Below are 19,460 nucleotides of genomic sequence, written 5' to 3' on the forward strand. Positions count from 1 at the left end.
TTTGCGTCCTCAAATGCGTTCGATGCCAAGCGGGAATTTGCCGCGAATGTGCAGGGCCTGCTCGCCCTCGTCGAAGCGGCCAAGCCTGATCAGCCCGGGATGGCGGTAGTCGGCATGGAACATGGCCAGGTTGCCCCAGGGCATGAAATAGCACAGGTCGTAGGGCTGCTCGTCGGCGAACGGACCGCTTCCCTCCTCGGTCAGCTTGCGCGGCAGATAGGCGATCTTCTCGTTGTGGGCGTAGTCCTCGATCTCGAGGTCGAGCGGCAGCATGGAGAAGAAGTCGCGCGCCGACGGATTGTCGTAGAGCGTGGCGGTCATGGTGCGGCCGTTGAAAACCATCCTGATCTTCATGTCGGTGGGCTCCTGGCTGACGGGAGATTGGCCTTCCTGGCTGGCGGCTGTGCGAGGCAGGGCCGCCACCGCGAGCGCGGCGCCGAGCAATGTCCGGCGGCTGAGCGGCGCATGTTCGATCGTCATGGCAAAGACCTCCGGGCCATATGCGCTGCGGCGAGGGCGGCGAGCGCCGATCCGCAGAGCAGCACCGCGCCCAGAGTGAACGGCCCCCACCAGCCGACCGTATCGAAGAGCGTGCCGCCGATCGCGGCGCCGCCGGTGATGGCGAGCTGGATGACGGCTACCTGCAACCCGCCGCCGGCCTCCGCGTCGTTCGGCAACGTTCGGCTGAGCCACGTGCCCCAACCGACCGGCGCGGCCATGCCGAAGAAGCCCCAGGCAACGAGCAGCAGCGCTGTGGGACCCGGGAGTGCACCGAGGGCGATGAGCGCGGCGGCCAGCGCAGCCATGACCAGCGGGGGTGAGGATGCTGAACAGACGCGTGCGCAGAAGCCGGCCGACGCACCATGTGCCGAGCACCCCGGCCAGCCCCATCGCCAGCAGGACCGCCGAGAGGGCGGCGATGTCGAGCCGGGTGACGTTCTCGAGGAAGGGCCGCAGATAGGTGAAGAGCGCGAACTGGCCCATGAACAGCATCATGATCGACGCCATGCCGGTGGCGACGGGAAGACGGCCGAGCAGCGCCAGCGGATTGCCGGCACGATTCCTGCGGCGCGGGGGCAGCGCCGGCAGGCTTGTCCACCGCCAGGCCAGCGCCAGGAGGCCAAACGGCACGACGAGGAAGAAAGCGCCGCGCCAGCCGACATAGGCGCCGAGAAAACTGCCCAGCGGCGCGGCGATGGTGGCCGCAATGGCATTGCCGGCGTTCAGCATGGCGAGACCCTTCGGAACCATGTCTTGCGGCACGAGGCGCATGACGACCGCGGTCGACATCGACCAGAACCCGCCGATCGCGATGCCGAGCAGCGCCCGGCCGACCATGAGCAACGCGTAGTTCGGCGCGAAGGTGACAGCCAGACCGGACACGATGAGGAGGAGGGTGAAGCCGGTCACGACCAGTCGGCGGTCGATGTGGCGCGTGAGGCCGGCGACCAGCAGGCTGGTCACGACGGCGAAAGCGCCCGAAATCGAGATCGCCTGTCCCGCGCGGCCCTCGGTGATGCCGAGATCGGCCGCTAGCGGCGACAGCAGGCTGACCGGCATGAATTCCGACGCGATGAGCACGAAAACACACAACGCCATCGACAACACTGCGCCCCATGCGGTGCGGTTTTCGACCAGCCTTGTGTCGTATGTCGTTTCCATGATTGGCATCCTGGCAAAGCGGCCGGACGGATCAGCCGCCATCGCTGCCAGAAGATATTGCAGGGGAACCCATTTAAGTAGACTAAGTAATCCGCATGGACTTATCTGCTCATGATATGAATGTCCGGCGGGAGGTGCCCTATGCAGCGCGATGGCATGAAGGATCTGCTCTGGTTCGTGGCGGTCACCCGGGAGCGCAGCTTCACCAGGGCGGCGGCAAAGCTCGGAACCTCGCAGTCGACCCTGAGTTCGACAATCAAGGAGCTTGAAGCTCGTCTTGGCGTCCGCCTGCTGACGCGTACGACGCGGAGCGTCTCTCCGACCGAGGCCGGCGAGCGACTTTTCCAATCTCTCGTTCCCCGCTTCGAGGAAATCGAATCCGACCTCGCAAGCCTGGTGGCGTTTCGCGACAAGCCCTCCGGAACGGTCCGCATCACCCTGTCCGACCATGCGCTCCAGACGACCGTCTGGCCGAAGCTCCAGCCCTTGCTGAACGACAATCCCGACGTTCGCGTCGAGCTCTACAGCGACAACGGCATGAAGAACATTGTGGAGGAGCGCTTCGACGCAGGCGTGCGGCTTGGCGAGAGCATCGACCGGGATATGATCGCGGTGCGCATCGGGCCGGATTGGAGGCTCGTGGCCGTGGCTTCGCCGGACTACTTTTCCCGCCATCCGGTTCCGACCGCGCCCCAGGACCTGGTCGACCATGACTGCATCAATATGCGGCAGGCGACGTTCGGCGGATTGTATGCCTGGGAATTCGCCAGGGACGGCCGCGACCTTCGTGTGCGGGTGGAAGGCCAACTCACCTTCAATTCGTCCATTCCCATGATCGAGGCTGCGACAAGCGGTTTCGGGATCGCCTATGTCCCGGAAAACCTCGTCAGCCACCACATCGCCGAGGGACGCCTCAGGCTCGTGCTTGACGACTGGAGCCCGCCTTTTGCCGGCTATCACCTCTACTATCCGAGCAGGCGACAGCTCTCCCCTGCGATGGCGGTGATCATCGACGCGCTCCGCCATCGCATGTGACCCGAGACTGTTTGGATCATAGAGGCTGAGCTTGGTAGATGGCAGGTTCTACCTGGCCAGGCTGTTCATGCCGCCGCTGCAGCAGGCGCTGCGCCGCCGCTGCGAATTTGTTGGTGGTCCAAAAAGGAAGAACGCGGAATCCCGACTGGGAAGCTTATGCCACCCGATCTTTTCGCCGGTTTTTCCGAACTGTTGAATTTTGTTTCTGGAGTGTGTCTGGGGGTGCGGGTATTGCCCGCCCCTTGTTGACCTTGCGGGCGCGCGCCTTACTTGCTCTTTGGCGTCGGCTGAAGGCACTCCGACAAGTGATGCTAGGCGGGGTGACCAGCGTTCCCGCGAGAATTGGTTCTCCAGGGTGCGGCCTGGTTTTGGGCATCTAATACGCGGCAATGGCCGGCAGCCAACTCGCTTGCGACGCCATCTTGACGAATAGGAACAAATAGGGAACAAGTGCGATAGGCAGCCCATTCACGAGGTCAGGCTGAGGACAGATACCAATGTTATCCAATGACTATCCACCGGCTATGCACTTGGGGCTCCACAGCTATGACGACCGAAACCTGCAAGCGCAGTTGTGCCGGGGCGATTGAGGTGAAAGATACCGCCGTGAGAAACCTTCCGCCGGGAAACAAACTATGAACGCGTCATTGGCACTTGATACGTCGGCCACCGCCTCGCGTCTGGACGAATTCATTTGCTGGTCACGAATGCAGGCGGAGGCGGGGCAACCACTCGAAGCGATTGTAGAGCGGAAGGAGCAGGAGCGGCGCGCAGGCAATGGCACCTTCTTTTGGGGGGTAGGAAATCCGCCAGCAGTGATTGCAAGCGCTCTCGCTCGCTCTGGGATGCCAGTAAGGGCTATCTTCTCCATCATGAAATCGCGCCCCAAGGCGGTTGATGTCGCCCCCGAGAGGACGGTTGTGTGGCGCCGTTACATTGATGCCTATGGTGCTGAACGCACGCTGCCGCCAAATGCTTTGGTTACAAGCCGAGCCGATAGTGCCTCTGGTCCGAAGAAGTCACACTACGCTCTCATGTGCTATTCCCCTGAGCCGTTGGTATTGCGCAGAGGGATTGAGTCTTTTGATCCGGCCGCATTCCGCAATGCCAGCGGGAAAGGTGCACCAGTCGGCAATTCGCAGGTGACCGCACTGCTCCGAAGAGTGGATCGCCTCCACGGCGGATCGGACTATGAGGTTAACTTGAGCGCTTGGCTAACTGGCGCATATTGGGTTCGGCTAACCGATGCGGTTTTGCTCACCGCCGCTAATCGAAAACTGATCGAGCGTGCCACCAAATCGAGCGAGGCTGATTGGGTTGATCTCAGCAAGGCCGTGCGCGAAGGGCCGAGTTTTGGGTTATCCTCGACGCAGACGACCGGAACGCTGCTCTAAGCAAGGTCCTCATCTTGCTTACCGGCTTTAGTAGCTTGGGTAGCGAAGGCAGGGTGATAGGTGGCCACCGACAACGAGAAATTAGTCGACAAGCTACGGGAAGCCGGGATTAGCCGGGCCGCGATTGAAGCAGCGTGGCCGACGTGGTGGACTGAGGAAATCAATGAGTCTCCCTCTGGGCGTGCCGAATTGCGCTTTGCTTTGGCGCGACGGCTCGGCCTAGATCCCAAGCCGTTGCTCGGCGAACGAGTTGAATTCGTTTGGAATGATGAGGCTCGGTTCAAGCATCTTTCGACGGAAGATGCGGCGGAGCGATCTGCCCTTACGTCCTATGGAATTTCGCTTGGTCGTTTGCTGTTACACGCTACGCCAGATCCAGGGGAAGCACTTAACGCGACACCTGAGGAACTTCGCGAGGCGATACTGGCTGGCGCCCCATACGTGGATCTGAGATCACTGCTCACGACATGCTGGGCGCTTGGCATTCCGGTTATCCACCTGCGTGTGTTCCCCCTGGAAACCAAGGCAATGCACGCAATGGTGGTTGCGGTTGACGGAAGGTTCGCGATCTTGTTGGGGCGCGATGCTTCCTATCCTGCACCGGTCGCCTTCACGCTAGCTCATGAGTTAGGCCACATCTTTCGTCGCCATCTGGGCGATGCGCCCGCGCTCATTGATCTGAAAGATCCGGCCACGGCCCAAGACGGAGATAAGCAAGAAGACGAGGCGGATGCCTATGCCTTGACGCTGCTTACGGGCTCGCCGAAACCCGACATAGAAACGAATGTCGACAAATTTAACGCACCCAGCTTAGCCTCAGCGGTCCTGAACGCCGGCCCTCTCTACAATATTGAGCCAGGGACTCTCGCTTTGTGCTTGGCTTTTCAACGCGAGGCTTGGCCAATAGCCAACGCCGCTCTTCGATTCATATACACCGAGCCCAAACCTGTGTGGCGCGAAGTCAACGGGATAGCCGAAAGCGAAATTGGTTGGGATCAACTCAGCGATGAAGCGGCCCAATATCTACGCAACGTAATGACTGGCCGATGACCCAAGCGTCGCTCATTGACAATGACGTAATCATCAAGATTTCCGCGTACGGATTAGGCGACGAGCTGCAGAAAGCGGTGACGGGGACCGCTGCTGGTCCACCAGCAATGCTGGGAGTAGGGCGGTTTGTCGTCCGCGATAGGCTTGCACGAGCTGGTTGGATTCCTGATCCCAAGGCTGCCTTGGTGGCATTTGAGGCACTTCTTTCATCGCTAGTGCTCTTGGAACCAACCCAGGACGAACTCGCAATTGCTGCGGAATTTGAAAGTGCAGCAACACGGCGAAACCTTGAATTGGACGGCGGAGAAAGTCAGCTTCTGACGATCTTGCTGGTTCGTGAGTGCAAAGTGCTTCTTACAGGCGACAAAAGAGCGATCCGGGCGATCGCAGGCATTGCCACTGCTCCAGCTCAGGGAAAGCTAGCTTGTTTAGAGCAGGTTCTATCAGACATTGCCAGCCGATCTGACATCGAGGAAATGCGTCAGAAAATTTGTCGTGCGCCGAAGGCTGACATGGCCGCATCCATTTGCTTTAGCTGCTCAAGCAAGGTGTCGGTAAGCCGTGCGAAGATTATTGAAGGACTAGAGAGCTACACAAACCATCTTAGAGCAGACGGTGCAGGTACTCTCTTGAAATCCGCTGACCTTTCAGCGTTGACCTCTTAAGAAAACTGCATAGGGCTCCAATAATGTTGCTACCAAGCCGATATCTATATCGCGCGGTGGTATTTCATTGTTGAGCTCCGGTCGCTCAAGAAATTCAAGGCAGGCTTTATCAACCCGGCCTTTCACATACCGGCTACCCAGGCGGCCCGTGCTACGGCCAACTGGTACGCGGGTTTGATCAAGGGGTAGTTTAAATTGCTCACGATGAAGCTGGTCTATTACAAGCGCGTACTTTGAGCCGCGCACTTCGATTGTCTTAGGTATTGTGCTCCACTTTATCCCATCAGCAGAGTATTCGGCTGCGCAGAGTGGCTCAGCCAGATGACCGGACTCCATCTCTTCCATGCACAAATGAATTACACGCCCTTTCTCGGCAAACGCTTGTGCGAACGGTTGAACCATAGAGGACGGATGGCAGGTGTTGCCACCGTACCCCCACATTCCATAGCCCGTCTCCTTTATTTCACGCGACTTTCGCTCGATGATATCCGCAAGACTTTCGCGGGCATGCGTCCCGATCTTCATGAAAAGAAGGCCTTCGCCGGGCCTTAAGATGTCATTCAACGTCTTTCTCCAGCATAACGAGTTCGTACTCATCCTCGTGAGCCACGCCATAGTCGAGCCGGTTGCGCTCCATCACGTACCTTACCCGCGGCTCCTTTGATCGGCCATAGAAATTCGCGAGCCTTTCTACATCCTTGATCGGGCTGCTTTTGGCGCGATCTCGTCCGTTGTCCGGCAAAGCGCTGAGGTAGAGGTTGCAGGATTTTAATTCAGGAGCGTCATCAAGATGGTACTCGTGCAACTTGCGTTGCATCCTCGAAACATAAAAACCGCTGCGCGCCGCGAAGGCCTGCACGCTCGCCAACACCCGCTTTGGCCACTCAAGTTCGTCATCGTCCGCGATGACAACCATACCCTCTCCAACATATCGCGTGGCCTCAATGCCCCGTTCAACGAAAATGTTTACGCTCTCACCCTTGTTCGAGGCGCCCCAAGGAGGATTGGTGTAAAATAGATCGTAGTTCACAGCCGGGTCCAACGCGTCAAGCACGTTGTAAAGCCGAGCATCCAAGTTACTAATTCGCTCCTTGTCCGCGAAGCGATTTACCGCGTTCACGGTCCGCTGGTCGAAGTCGAAGACGGTGATGTGCGATGGGCCGAATTGGAGCACGTCCTTCGCCTGGAGGTAGGCGACGCAAACACTGATTGCGTCGCCATCACCAATGAACGCCAGCCGCTTCCCGTCAGCCCAATCTGCTACAATTTCGCTCTGCATGACCATGTCACCGGACTTCATATGGATCTGATCAAAGACTCGAAGCGGTCTCGGCCTGTTCTGGACGACGTCTGAGACTGCGTTCAATGCTGCGCGTAGATCGATCCGGTTCCGCTGAGAGGGTTCGGATTTCGCTAGTCCTCGCTGTTTGGGCCTTTTCGGGCGGCAGGTCAGCAACCTGCGCGCTACGGCGAGCGGCGACATCAAGTTAGTCGCCTTCCCAATAGCGAAATTAGGCTTGCCCTGTCTGGCGCCGATGTGTCGAACAGATAGATGGCAGCGCCGGCAGACATGCCATATGTAGCGGCCACGGAGGATTGAAGAGCCGTGTGCATCCGCGCTTCCTCTTCGGAGATCATCGGCCTTCCCGCAGCATCTTTCTCAATGCGGGCGATAGTGACTTCTGGAGATGCGTAGAGCAGCCAAATCTCGTCAGGGTCTAGCTGATTGAACTGCTCTAGCGAAAATGGCGTGATGCGAAACCCATAGCGCTCTTTGGTAACCGGGTGGCTGTCTATTATAATATTTTTCGATGCTCGATTGGCCGCGACAAAGTCAAGCAATGCCAAGTCAACCTGCGCAACATCTTCCGGCGTCACAACTGCGGATGAATGCTCCCTGAGGTTGTCTTGGCTCGACACTTTTGCTGAACGTGACCTCACGTGGTCTGTTAATCTTGCGCCATACTCCCATACAAGCAATCCCGGTATGGCATCGGCCAACAACCGTGCTGTAGAGCTTTTGCCGGACGCTGGCGCGCCCGTCAGATAAATGACCTTACCCAAGCTCCCCCCCTAGTGCCGGGCTTAAATTTAACAAAGAAGCCTGCCCGGCAGAACTTATTTTTGACTGCTATTTTGAGGACATTGACATGGATACCCAGTAAACGCAAGTAAAACTGCGAGGGAGTCCCAAGTGCACCTTATGCTTCCGGTTCAGTGTTCCAACAGTGTTAGCAGGCGCAGATAAGCATCTCCCAGGAGATACCAGATGAGCTTGGGTGGAATTGCATTTTGTTAGAAGCCAAAGGCCGATAGGATAGTTGATCCAACCCCGATTAGCCCCATCACAAAGAAGGTAGTCCGGAACGATCTTCCGAAGGTCCAAGGGCGCTGCAGAATATTCTGGTGAGCATGCGCGGTCCCCTGCTTGGCCGGCTCGAGAGTGAAAAGACGTGTCGCAGTAGGGCAGAGTTGGGCTTCCGCGATGACATGCACCTCCTCCGCATGTTTAATAAGAAACGCGGCTCGCTGATCAAGCTTCCAGAATATAAAGGACAATATCGTCAGGGCGAGGCCAAGCGCCACTCCGAACCGTGGCGCGCCTTGGGTCGCAGCAATGCCGGCAACGACAGCTCCAGACAATACCGTGAAGAAATTAAACACAGCCATTCGCTGGTTGGCGTGGAGCTCGAAGTACCGCCAAGCGTGGTCAGAGACCATGCTCCAATCGACATCCGCAGTGCTAGACTGGCGTGGCATGCTTGATTTGGCCATTAAGTTCGATGCCCTAAGTTAGTACCGGTCATTTCTACCAAGGAACGACGGTATCTATGCGTTTGTAAAGACGCAACCTGATGAATTGGCAACATCTCAATGGGCATGCAAGCGTGACCAAGAGGCAGGCTTCAACCCTTCGATCTCACTCCTTCCCCCCTTGCCATACCCAAATTCTCATCCTAATCTCCCTGAGAAAACCTTTTCCCAACTCCCGCAGCATCTGTCGATCATCCACATCGACACGCAATGGCCAAGTAAGAGAAAACCTTTTCCCAACTCGAGGACCCACACCCGAAACATGGCCTCCGACACGCCAACACCCGCCAAGACCCCCGTCACCCTGCGTGAAGTCGCAGCGATGGCTGGCGTCAGTGTGGCCACGGCGTCGAAGGCGCTGAACGGGCAGGGGCGGATGACCGTCGAGACGCGGCAGCGCATTCGCGAGACGGCGCAGCGGCTCGGCTTTCGCCCCAACAGCCTGGCGCAGAGCCTGCTGCGGCGGCGCTCCTTCACCGTCGGCCTGTTGACCAATGATACCTATGGCCGCTTTTCGCTGCCGGTCATGTCGGGCATTTCGGATGCGCTGGTCGACGCCGGTGTCTCGGTGTTCATGTGCAATGTCGAGGACGACCCGCGGCTGGCGCAGCTGCATGTCGAGGCGATGCTGGACAAGCGCATCGACGGCATCATCGCCAGCGGCAAGCGCATCGACCGCCATCTGCCGGTCGACCTCGCCAATCTCGGCGTGCCCGTCATCTACGCCTTCAGCCAGCCCGATCCCGATGCCATCGCCTTCGTCTCCGACGATGCCGGCGGGGCGCGGCTGGCGGTCGAGCATTTTTGCCGGCTCGGGCGTCGGCGCATCGCCCATGTCAGCGGTCCCGCCAGTTTTGCCGTGGTGAATGAGCGGGCACAGGCTTTTCGCGATGTGCTGGCCGCCCACGGCCTGCCGGTCACCGAGCCCTTGCTCGGCTCGTGGTCGGAAGCCTGGGGGCATGAAGCCGTCGGAAAGCTGTTCGACGGCCCAACGCTCTTCAACAAGAAGGGGGAGAAACCCGACGCCGTGTTCTGCGGCAACGACCAGATCGCGCGCGGCGTCATCGATGCGCTGCGCGAGCGCGGCTTAGGCGTGCCCGGCGATGTCGGCGTCATCGGCTTCGACAATTGGGAGATCGTGGCGGAGGCAACCCGCCCGCCGCTGACCTCGGTCGACATGAACCTGGCGGCGCTCGGCCGCGAGGCCGGCCTCACACTGCTATCGCTCGTCGGTGGCGAACCCGCCGCGCCGGGCATTCGAAAACTGCCGTGCCGGCTGGTGGTGCGTCAGTCCTGCGGCCGCCCATTGGACGGCTAGGAGAACGCGCGGCGCCATCTAAGGGAGCGCCGCAACAGGGAGGAGAACAGAACCATGAGGAGGAAAACCATGAAGACCGTGATTACCGGGTTCGCGCTCGCCGCGAGCATCATTGCCTTGCCTGCAATGGCTGCCGACACCGCCAACATCTGGGTCCGCGCCGACGGCTCGAACTTCATGCCGCGGATCGTCGATGCCTTCAACAAGGGCCATGAGAACCAGGTCAAGCTGGACATCATTCCCAATGCCGAGATCATCCCGAAATATGGCGCCGCCGCCGCCGGCGGCACGGCGCCCGACGCGCTGTCGCTCGACCTGATCTACACGCCGTCCTTTGCCGCCGCCGGCCAGCTCGAGGACATCACCGACTGGGCGAAATCGCTGCCTTATTTCGCCAGCCTGTCGCCGGCGCATGTCAAGACCGGCACCTACAAGGACCACATCTACGGGCTGCCGTTCTCGGCCGACGCCTCGGTGCTGATCTGGAACAAGAAGCTGTTCAAGCAGGCGGGGCTCGATCCCGACAAGGGGCCGGCCAACTGGGCCGAGATCGAGGCCGATGCCGAAAAGGTCAATGCGCTTGGCGGCGACATCAAGGGCTTCTACTTCTCCGGCAATTGCGGCGGCTGCAATATCTTCACGTTCACGCCGCTGATCTGGGCCTCGGGCGGCGACATCCTCTCCGAGGACGGCTCGAAGGCGACGCTGGACAGCCCGCAATTGCGTGGCGCCATCGACCTCTACCGCTCGATGGTCAAGAAGGATCTGGTGCCGGCCGGCGCGCAGACCGACACCGGCGCCAACTTCTTTGCCGCCTTCGCCACCGGCAACATCGGCATTTCGCCATCCGGCGCCTTCGCCATCGGCGCGCTCAACACGCAGTATCCGGATATCGACTATGGCGTCACCTTCCTGCCGGGCAAGGACAGCGGCTGGTCTTCGTTTGCCGGCGGCGACAATTTCGTCGTCACCAAGGGCACCAAGAAGCTCGCCGTGGTGAAGGAGTTTCTCGACTTCGCCTATTCGCTCGAAGGCCAGACCATCCTGGCCAAATACGGCAGCCTGCCGGTGCGCGGCGACATCGCCAAGGAGGCGCTGAAAGATCTCGATCCGCGCTACCAGATCGCCGCCGAAGCCATGGCCAAGGGCCGCACGCCCTATTCCGTGGTGTTCAACGACCTGATCAACTCGGCCAACGGTCCGTGGACGCAGATGATCAACGAGGTCGTCTTCGGCGACGACGTCGATGGCGCCATCGCCAATGCACAAGAGACCATGCAGTCCATCATCGACCAGGCGCCGCAAAAGTAAGCGCCGCCCCTACCTCCCCCTCGAGGGGAGGTCGGACCGCAGGTCCGGGTGGGGTCGTTCCGGCAGTGCTCGACGTTCTTTTTCGTCGGCGCACTGCGCGGAGGACCCCACCCCCGGCCTGCGGCCGGACCCTCCCCTCGAGGGGGAGGGGGATCACCGCACCCGGAGCCCACGTATGACCGCCACCACCACCCCGCCACGCGCCAGAAAACTCGTCGGCGCCGGCCGCCGGCAGTGGATCGGCCTGCTCTATGTCGCGCCGGCAGTGGCACTGGTCGTTTTCTTCTTCATCATCCCGCTCGGCATGACCGCGTGGATGTCGCTGCACAACTGGCCGCTGATGGGCGAGCATTTTTATATCGGCTTCGACAATTACCGGGCGATCCTGCGCGACAATCGCTTCTGGAACGCGCTGAGCTTCACCGCCTACTACACCGTGATCGTCACCATCGTGATCTTCGCCGTCGCCTTTCCGCTGGCGCTGTTCATCGAAAAGCCCAGGCAGCTGACCGGCTTTTACCGGACGTCCTTCTTCATGCCGGCGGTCGTCGGCTTCGCCTCGGCCAGCCTGCTGTGGTCGTGGCTGCTCAATGTCGATTCCGGCCTGTTCAGCCCGGCCGCCTACGATTTCGGCCTGACGGCGAAAAAGTTCAACCTGCTGGCGACGTTCCAGCCGGCCTTCTGGTCGATCATCGCCATGGTCGTCTGGAAGGTAGCGGGCTTCACCATGATCATCCTGATGACCGGCCTGCAGTCGATCCCGACCGATCTGCAGGAAGCCGCGATGATCGACGGGGCAGGGCCGTTCGCGCGCTTTCGCGCCATCACCCTGCCGCTGATGCGCCGCACGCTGGCGCTGGCGCTGATCCTGTCGATCGCCGGCTCGATCCTCGCCTTCGACCAGTTCTACATCATCCTGCGCGGCGGCCCGCGCAACCAGACGCTGACCGCCGTCTACTGGATCTTCAACCAGTCCTTCGTCTCGTTCAAGCTCGGCTATGGCGCCGCTTTGTCGATGATCCTGCTGGCCATATTGGTGGCGCTCAGCCTGGTCCAGCTGTGGCTGCTGCGCAAGCCGGAGGGCATCGACTGATGGCGCAGGCAAGAAGCCGCAGCAGCCGCCTCTGGCTCAGGATCGCCGAGCATTCGACCGGCATGATCGCCTCAGTGCTGTTCATCGCGCCGATCGTCTGGGCCGTGCTGTCGACCTTCAAGCCGGCGCAGGAGGCGCGCCAGCCGCCGCTGCCGCCATGGCCGACGACAGGCTTTTCGGTCGAGAACTACCGCACGCTCGACACCTTTGGCGACGGCCTCTGGCTGCCGGCGCAAAACAGCCTCTATGTCGCCTCGATGACGGTGATCCTGTCGGTCATCGTCAGCGTGCTGGCCGGCTACGGGTTTTCGCGCTTCCGCTTTCCCATGAAGGATGTGCTCTTCATCGTGATCCTTTCGACGATCATGATCCCGTTCCAGTCGATCCTGACGCCGATCTTCCTGGTGCTGACCAAGGTCGGCCTGCACAACACGCTGACCGGGCTTGTCCTGGTCTACGTCACGCTGCAATTGCCGTTCTCGATCTTCATGATGCGCAACGCCTTCGACGCGGTGCCGCGCGAGATCGAGGAGGCCGCGCGCATGGACGGCGCCAACAACGTCACCATGCTGCTCAAGGTGATGCTGCCGCTGGTCTGGCCGGGCATCGTCACCATCGCGCTGTTCGCCTTCCTCGGCGCCTGGAACGAATTCCTGGCCGCACTCGTGCTGATGACCGACCAGTCCAAATTCACGCTGCCGATCATGATGACCGCACTTCAGTCCGGCCGCTTCGGCGCCATCGACTGGGGCGCCGTGCAGGCGGGCGTCACAGTGATGATGGTGCCGTGCCTGGTGCTCTTCCTGTTGCTGCAGCGCTTCTACATCCGCGGCCTGATGGCCGGCGCGGTGAAATGACCCCCCGTGAAATGACCAATATCCAACGGAGTGACACGATGACCGTTCAACCATCCGCCAAGCCCGGCAAACTCGCCTTCCGCCCGCTGCCGGTGCCGCAGGTCGATGTCCGCGGCTTCTGGGGCGACCGTGTCGATGCCGTGGCGTCGCGCACCGCCGACATCCTCTACGAGCGCTGCGTCGAGGCGCGCATGCTGGAGCAGATCGACCCGGACCGGCCCTCGCCGGGCGTCGTCATTCCGTTCCATTCGCCGTCGCCCGACGAGGCTGCCAGCCCCGGCTTCACCGGCTCGACGGTGACGACGCAGATGTTCTGGGACTCCGATTGGGGCAAGACCATCGAGACCGCGGCCTATTCGCTCTACCGGCGCAAGAATGCGGCGCTCGAGAAGAAGATCGATGCCGTCATCGACCTCTACGGCAGACTGCAGCAGGAAGACGGTTATCTCTCCAGCTGGTACCAGCGTATCCAGCCCGGCAAGCGCTGGACCAATCTGCGCGATTGCCACGAGCTCTATTGCGCCGGCCATCTGATCGAAGGCGCGGTCGCCTACTACCAGGCCACCGGCAAGCGCAAGCTGCTGGATATCATGTGCCGCTACGTCGACCATATCGCCGACACCTTCGGTCCGGAGCCGGGCAAGAAGAAGGGCTATTGCGGCCATGAGGAGATCGAGCTGGCGCTGGTCAAGCTGGCGCGGGCGACCGGCGAGCAGAAATACATGGACCTGGCCAGGTATTTCATCGACCAGCGCGGGCAGCAGCCGCATTATTTCGACGAGGAGGCGCGTGCGCGCGGCGCCGACCCGAAGGCCTATCATTTCAAGACCTATGAGTACAACCAGTCGCACAAGCCGGTGCGCGAGCAGGACAAGGTCGTCGGCCATGCGGTCAGGGCGATGTACCTCTATTCCGGCATGGCCGACATCGCCACCGAATATGGCGACGACACGCTCAGGGTAGCGCTCGACCGTCTGTGGAACGATCTCACCACCAAGAACCTCTATGTCACCGGCGGCCTCGGGCCATCGGCGCACAATGAGGGCTTTACCAGCGACTACGACCTGCCCAACGAAACCGCCTATGCCGAGACCTGTGCCTCGGTCGGCCTCGTGTTCTGGGCCAGCCGCATGCTCGGCATGGGTCCCAACGCCCGCTACGCCGACATGATGGAGCGGGCACTCTACAACGGCTCGATCTCCGGCCTGTCGCTCGACGGCTCGCTGTTCTTCTACGAGAACCCGTTGGAGAGCCGGGGCAGGCACAATCGCTGGAAATGGCATCGCTGCCCCTGTTGCCCGCCCAATATCGGCCGCATGGTCGCCTCCATCGGCAGCTATTTCTACTCCCTGTCGGATGATGCGCTGGCCGTTCATCTCTACGGCGACAGCACCGCGCGCTTCGACATATCGAACCGGGCGGTCAGTCTGATTCAGACCAGCAATTATCCTTGGGATGGCGCGGTCTCGATCCGGATCGAAGCCGAAGCGCCGGTCGAGTTCACCTTGCACCTGCGCGTCCCCTCCTGGTGCGGCAAGGCGGCGCTCAAGATCAACGGCGCCGCGGTCGATCTGGATGACATCACCAGCGACGGCTATGCCGCGATCCGGCGCGAGTGGCGCCAGGGCGACCGGGTCGAACTCGATCTCGAAATGTCGATCGCCCGTCTGTTCGCCAATCCGGAGGTGCGTCAGGACATCGGCCGCGTCGCACTTGCGCGCGGTCCGCTGATCTATTGCGTCGAGGAGACCGACAATGCCGGCCAGTTGCATCGGATCGCTCTGCCGCGAAGGGCAAAAATCGAGGCGCATGCCGAGCCGAACCTGCTCGGCGGCATCGTCACGCTTTCGGCACTTGCCAGCAAGGAAGCGCAGGAAAACTGGGAACCCGGGCTCTATCGCACCGATCCGCCGGCGGTGAGCGAGACGAGAATCACCGCCGTTCCTTACTACGCCTGGGACAACCGTGAACCCGGCGAGATGCTGGTCTGGCTGCGGGACGGATGAGTTAGAGGCTGACAAACGCCGTCAGCGGCAAATGATCCGACGCAACCCGCGACAGCGGCGTGTCATGGGCTTCCACCGACGAGACCATGCCGTGCCGGTTGGCCATGATCCGGTCGAGCGCCAGTACCGGCAGGCCTGAGGGAAAAGTCGGCACCGCCGCCGGCGTGAAACCAAAGGTGGCGTGCAGCGTCTTGAGCGCCGAGCGGTTGCCCAGCCGCCATTCGTTGAGGTCGCCGAGCAGCAGGGTCGGCCTTTCATCCTGGTTGCTCATGATGTCGAGCACGACGCGGGCCTGCTCCGAACGCGAGCGGCGCAACAGGCCGAGATGCGCGGCGATGACGCGCAGAGTGCGCGTTTCGTCGAGGTCGATCTCGGCAACCAGCGCTCCGCGGGGCTCCAGTCCCGGAAGCTTGATCTGATGGACGTCGCGCACGGTGCCGCGCTTGAACAAAAGCACATTGCCGCGCCAGCCATGGCCCTTGCCGCTTCCGGAAACCGGCACCGGCACAAGCCCGGTTTCGTGTTCGATCCGGGCAAGATCGAGCAGCCCGGCGCGATCGCCGAAGCGGTTGTCGGCCTCCTGCAGCGCGATGACGTCGGGGCCGATCTCGCGGATGACGCGGGCGGTGCGTTCGGGGTCGAACCTGCGGTCGGTGCCGATGCATTTGTGGACGTTGTAGGAGGCGACCACCATCTGGGCGCCTTCAATGTGCTTGCGCGGCGTCGCGTTCGCCTTGCGCGCTTTCCTGCCGCGGATCGACAGGAGCACTGTTTCAGGAAGGCTGCGTCCGTTTATGTCCATAGGCCTGCTATTCGATGTCCTGATTCTTTGTTCTATGCATATCGTTCTCTCACAACCGGGACCACTTCGAGGCGGTATGCATTAGAGATAGGGCGATCCCAGCCATAACAACCGGTCAAAAACCCGGATGAGAAATGGCCGCGCTTTCAAGGTTGCGAGTGTGACGGGTTTGGCGGAAGCGATTGCCGCTCCGATGCGCCCTTCGATCTCGGCGGCAAAGCCGGTATCCAGCACCTCCAGGTCGATTTCGAAATTCAGCCGCAGCGACCGGGCGTCGAGGTTGGAAGAGCCGACATAGGCCCAGACGCCATCGACCGACAACAGCTTCGAATGGTCGAATGACCCTTCATGACGCCAGACGCGGCAATAGTGCTTCAGCACCTGGTCGTACTGCGCCGTCATGGCGCGGCCGACCAGGAAGAGATTGTTGACCGCGGGCACGACGATGTCGATCTCGACGCCGCGCCGGGCAGCCGTGACCAGCGCGCTGACAAATTCCCGGTCCGGCAGGAAATAGGGCGACATGATGCGGATCGATTTGCGGGCGACGGAAAATGCCCCCGTCAGCAATTTGTGGTTGGTTTCGATGCTGGCGTCCGGCCCCGACGCCACCGCCCGCACCAGGATCGGCTGACCGGGAGGCGGCGAGGGCTTTTCCACGTGCCAGACCTCGTCCTTGAGGGCCTCGTTGCCGGCAAAACGCCAGTCTTCGGCGGCAACCGCGAACAGGTCGGCCACGACGGGCCCCGTGACCTGGAAATGCGTATCCGCCGAACTGGCGCTGCCGGCGAATTCGGCCGAGAATCCCTTGCGGATGTTCATGCCTCCCGTGAACGCCACCACACCGTCGACGATCAGGATTTTCCTGTGCGTCCTCAAATTCGCATAGGGAAGTCTCAGGCCCATGACGATGTTGCCGTTGAACAGATCGACGGTGACGCCGGCTTCCCGGAGTGTCCCAAGAATGCTGGGCACGGAATAGCGCACGCCCACCGCATCGATCAGCACGCGAACCGTCACACCGCGCCGGACCGCTCCGGCCAGCGATCCGACAAAACGTCGTCCGATCTCGTCATTGTCGAAGATATAGGTCTCGAGCAGGATGCTGCGCCGTGCGCCGTCGATCGCCCCGCACATTGCCGCGTAGGCTTCGTCACCGGTCCTCAGGATGGTGATTGCATTTCCCGAAAGCAGGCCGCGCCGCGCCACCCTGTCGCCTAGCGTCTTCAGGCCGGCAAAGCGCTGGCCGAATTCGGCTGAGATGAGTGTTTCGAGCGCAATGTCGTGGTCGTGTTTGGCTGTCTCGGCTTCACCGGCGACGGGCCGCATGGCGCTGATCGTGGCGCGGCGGATGCGGTTGATGCCGGCAATGGCATAGATGATCGCGCCAAGGAACGGCGACAAGATCATCACGCCGACCCAGCCGGTGGCGGCGCGCACGTCTTCCTTGGTCATGATTGCGTGGACGATGCCGATGGCGGCCATCAGCATCGGAATGATCACAAGGATTAGAGGCCAGTAGGTCACAAAGGTCTGCCACATCGGCAGGACTATCGAGCCAGCGGCCGCAGAAGGCAATGCAACGGATCAACCAGGACGGAGGCGCTCGCGCCTCAGTCCTTCGCCCGCTCCACATAAGCGCCATCGGCCGTCATCACCACCACGCGGGTACCCGGCGCGATGTGCGGCGGCACCAGCGTGCGCACGCCGTTGGAAAGCACGGCCGGCTTGTATGACGAGGACGCCGTCTGGCCTTTGGTCGTCGGCTCCGTCTCGACCACTTCGAAAGTAGCGCGCTGCGGCAGCACCAGGGCTATGGCGATGCCGTTGAACTGCGAAATCTGCACCGCCATGCCTTCGAGCAGGTAGGGCGCCATGTCGCCGACCACGCTTTCCGGCACCGCGACCTGGTCGTAGCTTTCCGGGTTCATGAAGTGATACCCCTCGGCGTCGGCGTAGAGGAAGGTGTGCTCGCGCTCCTCGACATAGGCGCGCTCGACCTGCTCGGTGGTGCGGTAGCGCTCCGAAACCTTCACCCCGTCGGAGATGCGGCGCATGTCGAGCTGGGTGACCGGCGTACCCTTGCCAGGGTGGATGTTTTCGGCAAAGAGGATCACGTAAAGCTTGCCGTCCTTGTCGACGACATTGCCTTTACGGAGCGAACTGGCGATGACCTTCACCACGGTTTTCAATCCTAGACTTCGTTGGCCTGAAACGATCGTTCGGCGCAAATCGGCTGCGAGAGCCGTCGCCGTAGCGCATCTTGGCCCGAACCGCCAGCCCTGTCAGCAATTCCGTTGCCCGGCAAACCCATGACTGGCGCTTCGCCCTGGTGGACGCCGGATGTTCACGCCGACCGCCGGCCGCGGCTGATGGCGCGTAACGCCATAGCTGCCGCAATGCGCAGCTGGTTTGGCGAGCGCGACTTCATCGAGGTCGAGACGGCGGCGCTGCAGATATCACCGGGCAATGAGGCGCATCTCTCCGCCTTTGCCACCGAGGCTATCGGCGCCGACGGTGCGCGCCGGCCGCTTTACCTCCACACCTCACCGGAATTCGCCTGCAAGAAGCTGCTTGCCGCCGGCGAACGGCGCATCTTCAGCCTGGGCGCCGTCTGGCGCAACCGCGAGCGCGGTCCTTTGCATCACCCGGAGTTCACCATGCTCGAATGGTACCGAGTCGGCGAAACCTATGAGAGCCTGATGGCTGATTGCGCCGAACTGCTGAAGCTCGCGGCTGAGCGGGCCGGCGCCAAAACCTTCCGCTTTCGCGGCCGCGAGGCCGATCCGTTTGCCGAGCCGGAACGCGTGAGCGTGGCGGAAGCTTTTGCGCGTTACGCCGGCATCGATCTTCTTGCCACCGTTTCTGCCGATGGCGGCACAGACCGCGCCGCACTTCATGATGCTCTGGTCAAGGCCGGCCTGCGCACGGCCGACGATGACAACTGGGCCGATTTGTTCAGCCGCGTGATGGTGGAAAAGGTCGAACCGATGCTGGGGCAGGGGCGGGCCACAATCCTCTATGGCTATCCGATCTCCGAGGCCGCCTTGGCCCGGCCGAGCGCGGAGGACCAGCGCGTGGCCGAGCGCTTCGAGCTCTATTGCTGCGGCGTCGAGCTCGCCAATGCTTTTGGCGAACTGACCGATCCGGCCGAGCAGCGCCGGCGCTTTGCCGCCGAGATGGACGAGAAGGAGCGCGTCTATGGCGAGCGCTATCCGCTGGATGAGGATTTTCTCGCCGCCCTCGCCATCATGCCGCAAGCCAGCGGCTCGGCGCTTGGCTTCGACCGGCTGGTGATGCTGGCAACGGGCGCGACGAGGATCGATGACGTGATCTGGACGCCGGTCGCCACTCCTTGACGGAATCGGCCTCGGTTAAACTCACAAACCGGTCAAGCCGCGCGTCTGTGGCGCCGCCGCGGATGGCTTTGCGGGCCGCTTGGGCGCTATGCCG

Annotated in this window: 18 protein-coding genes and 1 pseudogene; 11 read left to right on the forward strand and 8 right to left on the reverse strand. The window is 61.4% G+C overall.

Features of this window, described 5'->3' with window-relative positions:
• Nucleotides 1-9: 9 nt before the first annotated feature.
• Complete coding sequence (locus AC3EML_RS16560) at nt 10-480, reverse strand: cyclophilin-like fold protein (RefSeq protein ID WP_352563417.1); 471 nt, start codon at nt 478-480, stop codon at nt 10-12.
• Nucleotides 477-1,662: pseudogene (locus tag AC3EML_RS16565) on the reverse strand (MFS transporter). Before AC3EML_RS16565 ends, AC3EML_RS16560 begins: the two are co-directional and overlap by 4 nt.
• A 141-nt stretch (nt 1,663-1,803) precedes the next feature.
• Between AC3EML_RS16565 and AC3EML_RS16570 the strand changes: the two are divergent.
• The 4 genes from AC3EML_RS16570 to AC3EML_RS16585 all read left to right on the forward strand — a co-directional run bounded on the left by AC3EML_RS16570 (nt 1,804) and on the right by AC3EML_RS16585 (nt 5,806).
• Nucleotides 1,804-2,697 (forward strand): LysR family transcriptional regulator, encoded by an 894-nt coding sequence (locus AC3EML_RS16570; protein WP_352520933.1) that lies wholly within the window; start codon nt 1,804-1,806, stop codon nt 2,695-2,697.
• Between the two features lie 635 nt (nt 2,698-3,332).
• Nucleotides 3,333-4,091, forward strand: coding sequence for a hypothetical protein (locus tag AC3EML_RS16575; protein WP_352520932.1), 759 nt, complete (start codon nt 3,333-3,335; stop codon nt 4,089-4,091).
• Between the two features lie 60 nt (nt 4,092-4,151).
• Nucleotides 4,152-5,141, forward strand: coding sequence for an ImmA/IrrE family metallo-endopeptidase (locus AC3EML_RS16580; RefSeq protein ID WP_352520931.1), 990 nt, complete (start codon nt 4,152-4,154; stop codon nt 5,139-5,141).
• Entirely contained in the window at nt 5,138-5,806 is a 669-nt protein-coding gene (locus tag AC3EML_RS16585) for a hypothetical protein (protein ID WP_352520930.1), read from the forward strand. Before AC3EML_RS16580 ends, AC3EML_RS16585 begins: the two co-directional genes overlap by 4 nt.
• Here AC3EML_RS16585 and AC3EML_RS16590 read toward each other — a convergent pair.
• From AC3EML_RS16590 to AC3EML_RS16600, 3 genes are read right to left on the reverse strand one after another with little or no spacing between them, the layout of a single operon-like run.
• Nucleotides 5,789-6,370: a hypothetical protein gene (locus AC3EML_RS16590; protein ID WP_352520929.1), complete on the reverse strand. Its 582-nt coding sequence runs from the start codon at nt 6,368-6,370 to the stop codon at nt 5,789-5,791. The two genes, AC3EML_RS16585 and AC3EML_RS16590, sit on opposite strands and share 18 nt — an antisense overlap.
• A complete protein-coding gene (locus AC3EML_RS16595) occupies nt 6,363-7,262 on the reverse strand; it encodes a bis-aminopropyl spermidine synthase family protein (RefSeq protein ID WP_352544738.1) in 900 nt (299 codons plus the stop codon). The genes AC3EML_RS16590 and AC3EML_RS16595 overlap by 8 nt, the downstream gene beginning before the upstream one ends.
• Nucleotides 7,263-7,288: 26 nt before the next feature.
• Nucleotides 7,289-7,870 (reverse strand): AAA family ATPase, encoded by a 582-nt coding sequence (locus AC3EML_RS16600; RefSeq protein WP_352520928.1) that lies wholly within the window; start codon nt 7,868-7,870, stop codon nt 7,289-7,291.
• A gap of 441 nt (nt 7,871-8,311) precedes the next feature.
• Between AC3EML_RS16600 and AC3EML_RS16605 the strand changes: the two genes are divergently transcribed.
• The 6 genes from AC3EML_RS16605 to AC3EML_RS16630 all read left to right on the forward strand — a co-directional run bounded on the left by AC3EML_RS16605 (nt 8,312) and on the right by AC3EML_RS16630 (nt 15,205).
• Nucleotides 8,312-8,572 carry a hypothetical protein gene (locus AC3EML_RS16605; protein WP_352520927.1) on the forward strand — a complete coding sequence of 87 codons (261 nt, stop codon included), beginning with the start codon at nt 8,312-8,314 and terminating at the stop codon, nt 8,570-8,572.
• Nucleotides 8,573-8,882: 310 nt separating this feature from the next.
• The gene (locus tag AC3EML_RS16610; protein ID WP_352520926.1) at nt 8,883-9,938 is read left to right on the forward strand and encodes a LacI family DNA-binding transcriptional regulator; all 1,056 of its coding nucleotides are present in this window, start codon (nt 8,883-8,885) and stop codon (nt 9,936-9,938) included.
• Nucleotides 9,939-10,007: 69 nt separating this feature from the next.
• Nucleotides 10,008-11,249, forward strand: coding sequence for an ABC transporter substrate-binding protein (locus AC3EML_RS16615; RefSeq protein ID WP_023821164.1), 1,242 nt, complete (start codon nt 10,008-10,010; stop codon nt 11,247-11,249).
• 175 nt (nt 11,250-11,424) lie between these two features.
• The gene (locus AC3EML_RS16620) at nt 11,425-12,342 is read left to right on the forward strand and encodes a carbohydrate ABC transporter permease (protein ID WP_352520925.1); all 918 of its coding nucleotides are present in this window, start codon (nt 11,425-11,427) and stop codon (nt 12,340-12,342) included.
• On the forward strand, nt 12,342-13,199 hold the full coding sequence (locus AC3EML_RS16625) for a carbohydrate ABC transporter permease (protein WP_023705753.1): 858 nt from the start codon (nt 12,342-12,344) through the stop codon (nt 13,197-13,199). Before AC3EML_RS16620 ends, AC3EML_RS16625 begins: the two co-directional genes overlap by 1 nt.
• Nucleotides 13,200-13,237: 38 nt before the next feature.
• Nucleotides 13,238-15,205, forward strand: coding sequence for a glycoside hydrolase family 127 protein (locus tag AC3EML_RS16630; RefSeq protein ID WP_352520924.1), 1,968 nt, complete (start codon nt 13,238-13,240; stop codon nt 15,203-15,205).
• A gap of 1 nt (nt 15,206) precedes the next feature.
• Here AC3EML_RS16630 and AC3EML_RS16635 read toward each other — a convergent pair whose 3' ends face one another.
• The 3 genes from AC3EML_RS16635 to efp form a co-directional block, all read right to left on the reverse strand.
• Nucleotides 15,207-16,007 (reverse strand): endonuclease/exonuclease/phosphatase family protein, encoded by an 801-nt coding sequence (locus AC3EML_RS16635; protein WP_023671569.1) that lies wholly within the window; start codon nt 16,005-16,007, stop codon nt 15,207-15,209.
• An 81-nt stretch (nt 16,008-16,088) separates the two neighbouring features.
• On the reverse strand, nt 16,089-17,549 hold the full coding sequence (locus tag AC3EML_RS16640) for a phospholipase D-like domain-containing protein (RefSeq protein WP_023697668.1): 1,461 nt from the start codon (nt 17,547-17,549) through the stop codon (nt 16,089-16,091).
• Between the two features lie 71 nt (nt 17,550-17,620).
• A complete protein-coding gene (gene efp / locus AC3EML_RS16645; RefSeq protein ID WP_023682947.1) occupies nt 17,621-18,190 on the reverse strand; it encodes an elongation factor P in 570 nt (189 codons plus the stop codon).
• A 129-nt stretch (nt 18,191-18,319) separates the two neighbouring features.
• Here efp and epmA point away from each other — a divergent pair, with 129 nt between their 5' ends.
• Nucleotides 18,320-19,366, forward strand: a complete 1,047-nt coding sequence (gene epmA, locus AC3EML_RS16650) for an EF-P lysine aminoacylase EpmA (protein WP_023745485.1) — start codon at nt 18,320-18,322, stop codon at nt 19,364-19,366.
• Nucleotides 19,367-19,460 lie beyond the last annotated feature (94 nt).

This window comes from Mesorhizobium sp. P170090 (assembly GCF_057786115.1).

Bases quoted from the DNA above. Each gene is read 5' to 3' on its own strand.
- AC3EML_RS16560 (WP_352563417.1), bottom strand. From the start codon at position 480: ATGACGATCGAACATGCGCCGCTCAGCCGCCGGACATTGCTCGGCGCC.
- AC3EML_RS16570 (WP_352520933.1), top strand. From the start codon at position 1,804: ATGCAGCGCGATGGCATGAAGGATCTGCTCTGGTTCGTGGCGGTCACC.
- AC3EML_RS16575 (WP_352520932.1), top strand. From the start codon at position 3,333: ATGAACGCGTCATTGGCACTTGATACGTCGGCCACCGCCTCGCGTCTG.
- AC3EML_RS16585 (WP_352520930.1), top strand. From the start codon at position 5,138: ATGACCCAAGCGTCGCTCATTGACAATGACGTAATCATCAAGATTTCC.
- AC3EML_RS16605 (WP_352520927.1), top strand. From the start codon at position 8,312: ATGTTTAATAAGAAACGCGGCTCGCTGATCAAGCTTCCAGAATATAAA.
- AC3EML_RS16610 (WP_352520926.1), top strand. From the start codon at position 8,883: ATGGCCTCCGACACGCCAACACCCGCCAAGACCCCCGTCACCCTGCGT.
- AC3EML_RS16615 (WP_023821164.1), top strand. From the start codon at position 10,008: ATGAAGACCGTGATTACCGGGTTCGCGCTCGCCGCGAGCATCATTGCC.
- AC3EML_RS16620 (WP_352520925.1), top strand. From the start codon at position 11,425: ATGACCGCCACCACCACCCCGCCACGCGCCAGAAAACTCGTCGGCGCC.
- AC3EML_RS16625 (WP_023705753.1), top strand. From the start codon at position 12,342: ATGGCGCAGGCAAGAAGCCGCAGCAGCCGCCTCTGGCTCAGGATCGCC.
- AC3EML_RS16630 (WP_352520924.1), top strand. From the start codon at position 13,238: ATGACCGTTCAACCATCCGCCAAGCCCGGCAAACTCGCCTTCCGCCCG.
- AC3EML_RS16635 (WP_023671569.1), bottom strand. From the start codon at position 16,007: ATGGACATAAACGGACGCAGCCTTCCTGAAACAGTGCTCCTGTCGATC.
- AC3EML_RS16640 (WP_023697668.1), bottom strand. From the start codon at position 17,549: ATGTGGCAGACCTTTGTGACCTACTGGCCTCTAATCCTTGTGATCATT.
- epmA (WP_023745485.1), top strand. From the start codon at position 18,320: ATGACTGGCGCTTCGCCCTGGTGGACGCCGGATGTTCACGCCGACCGC.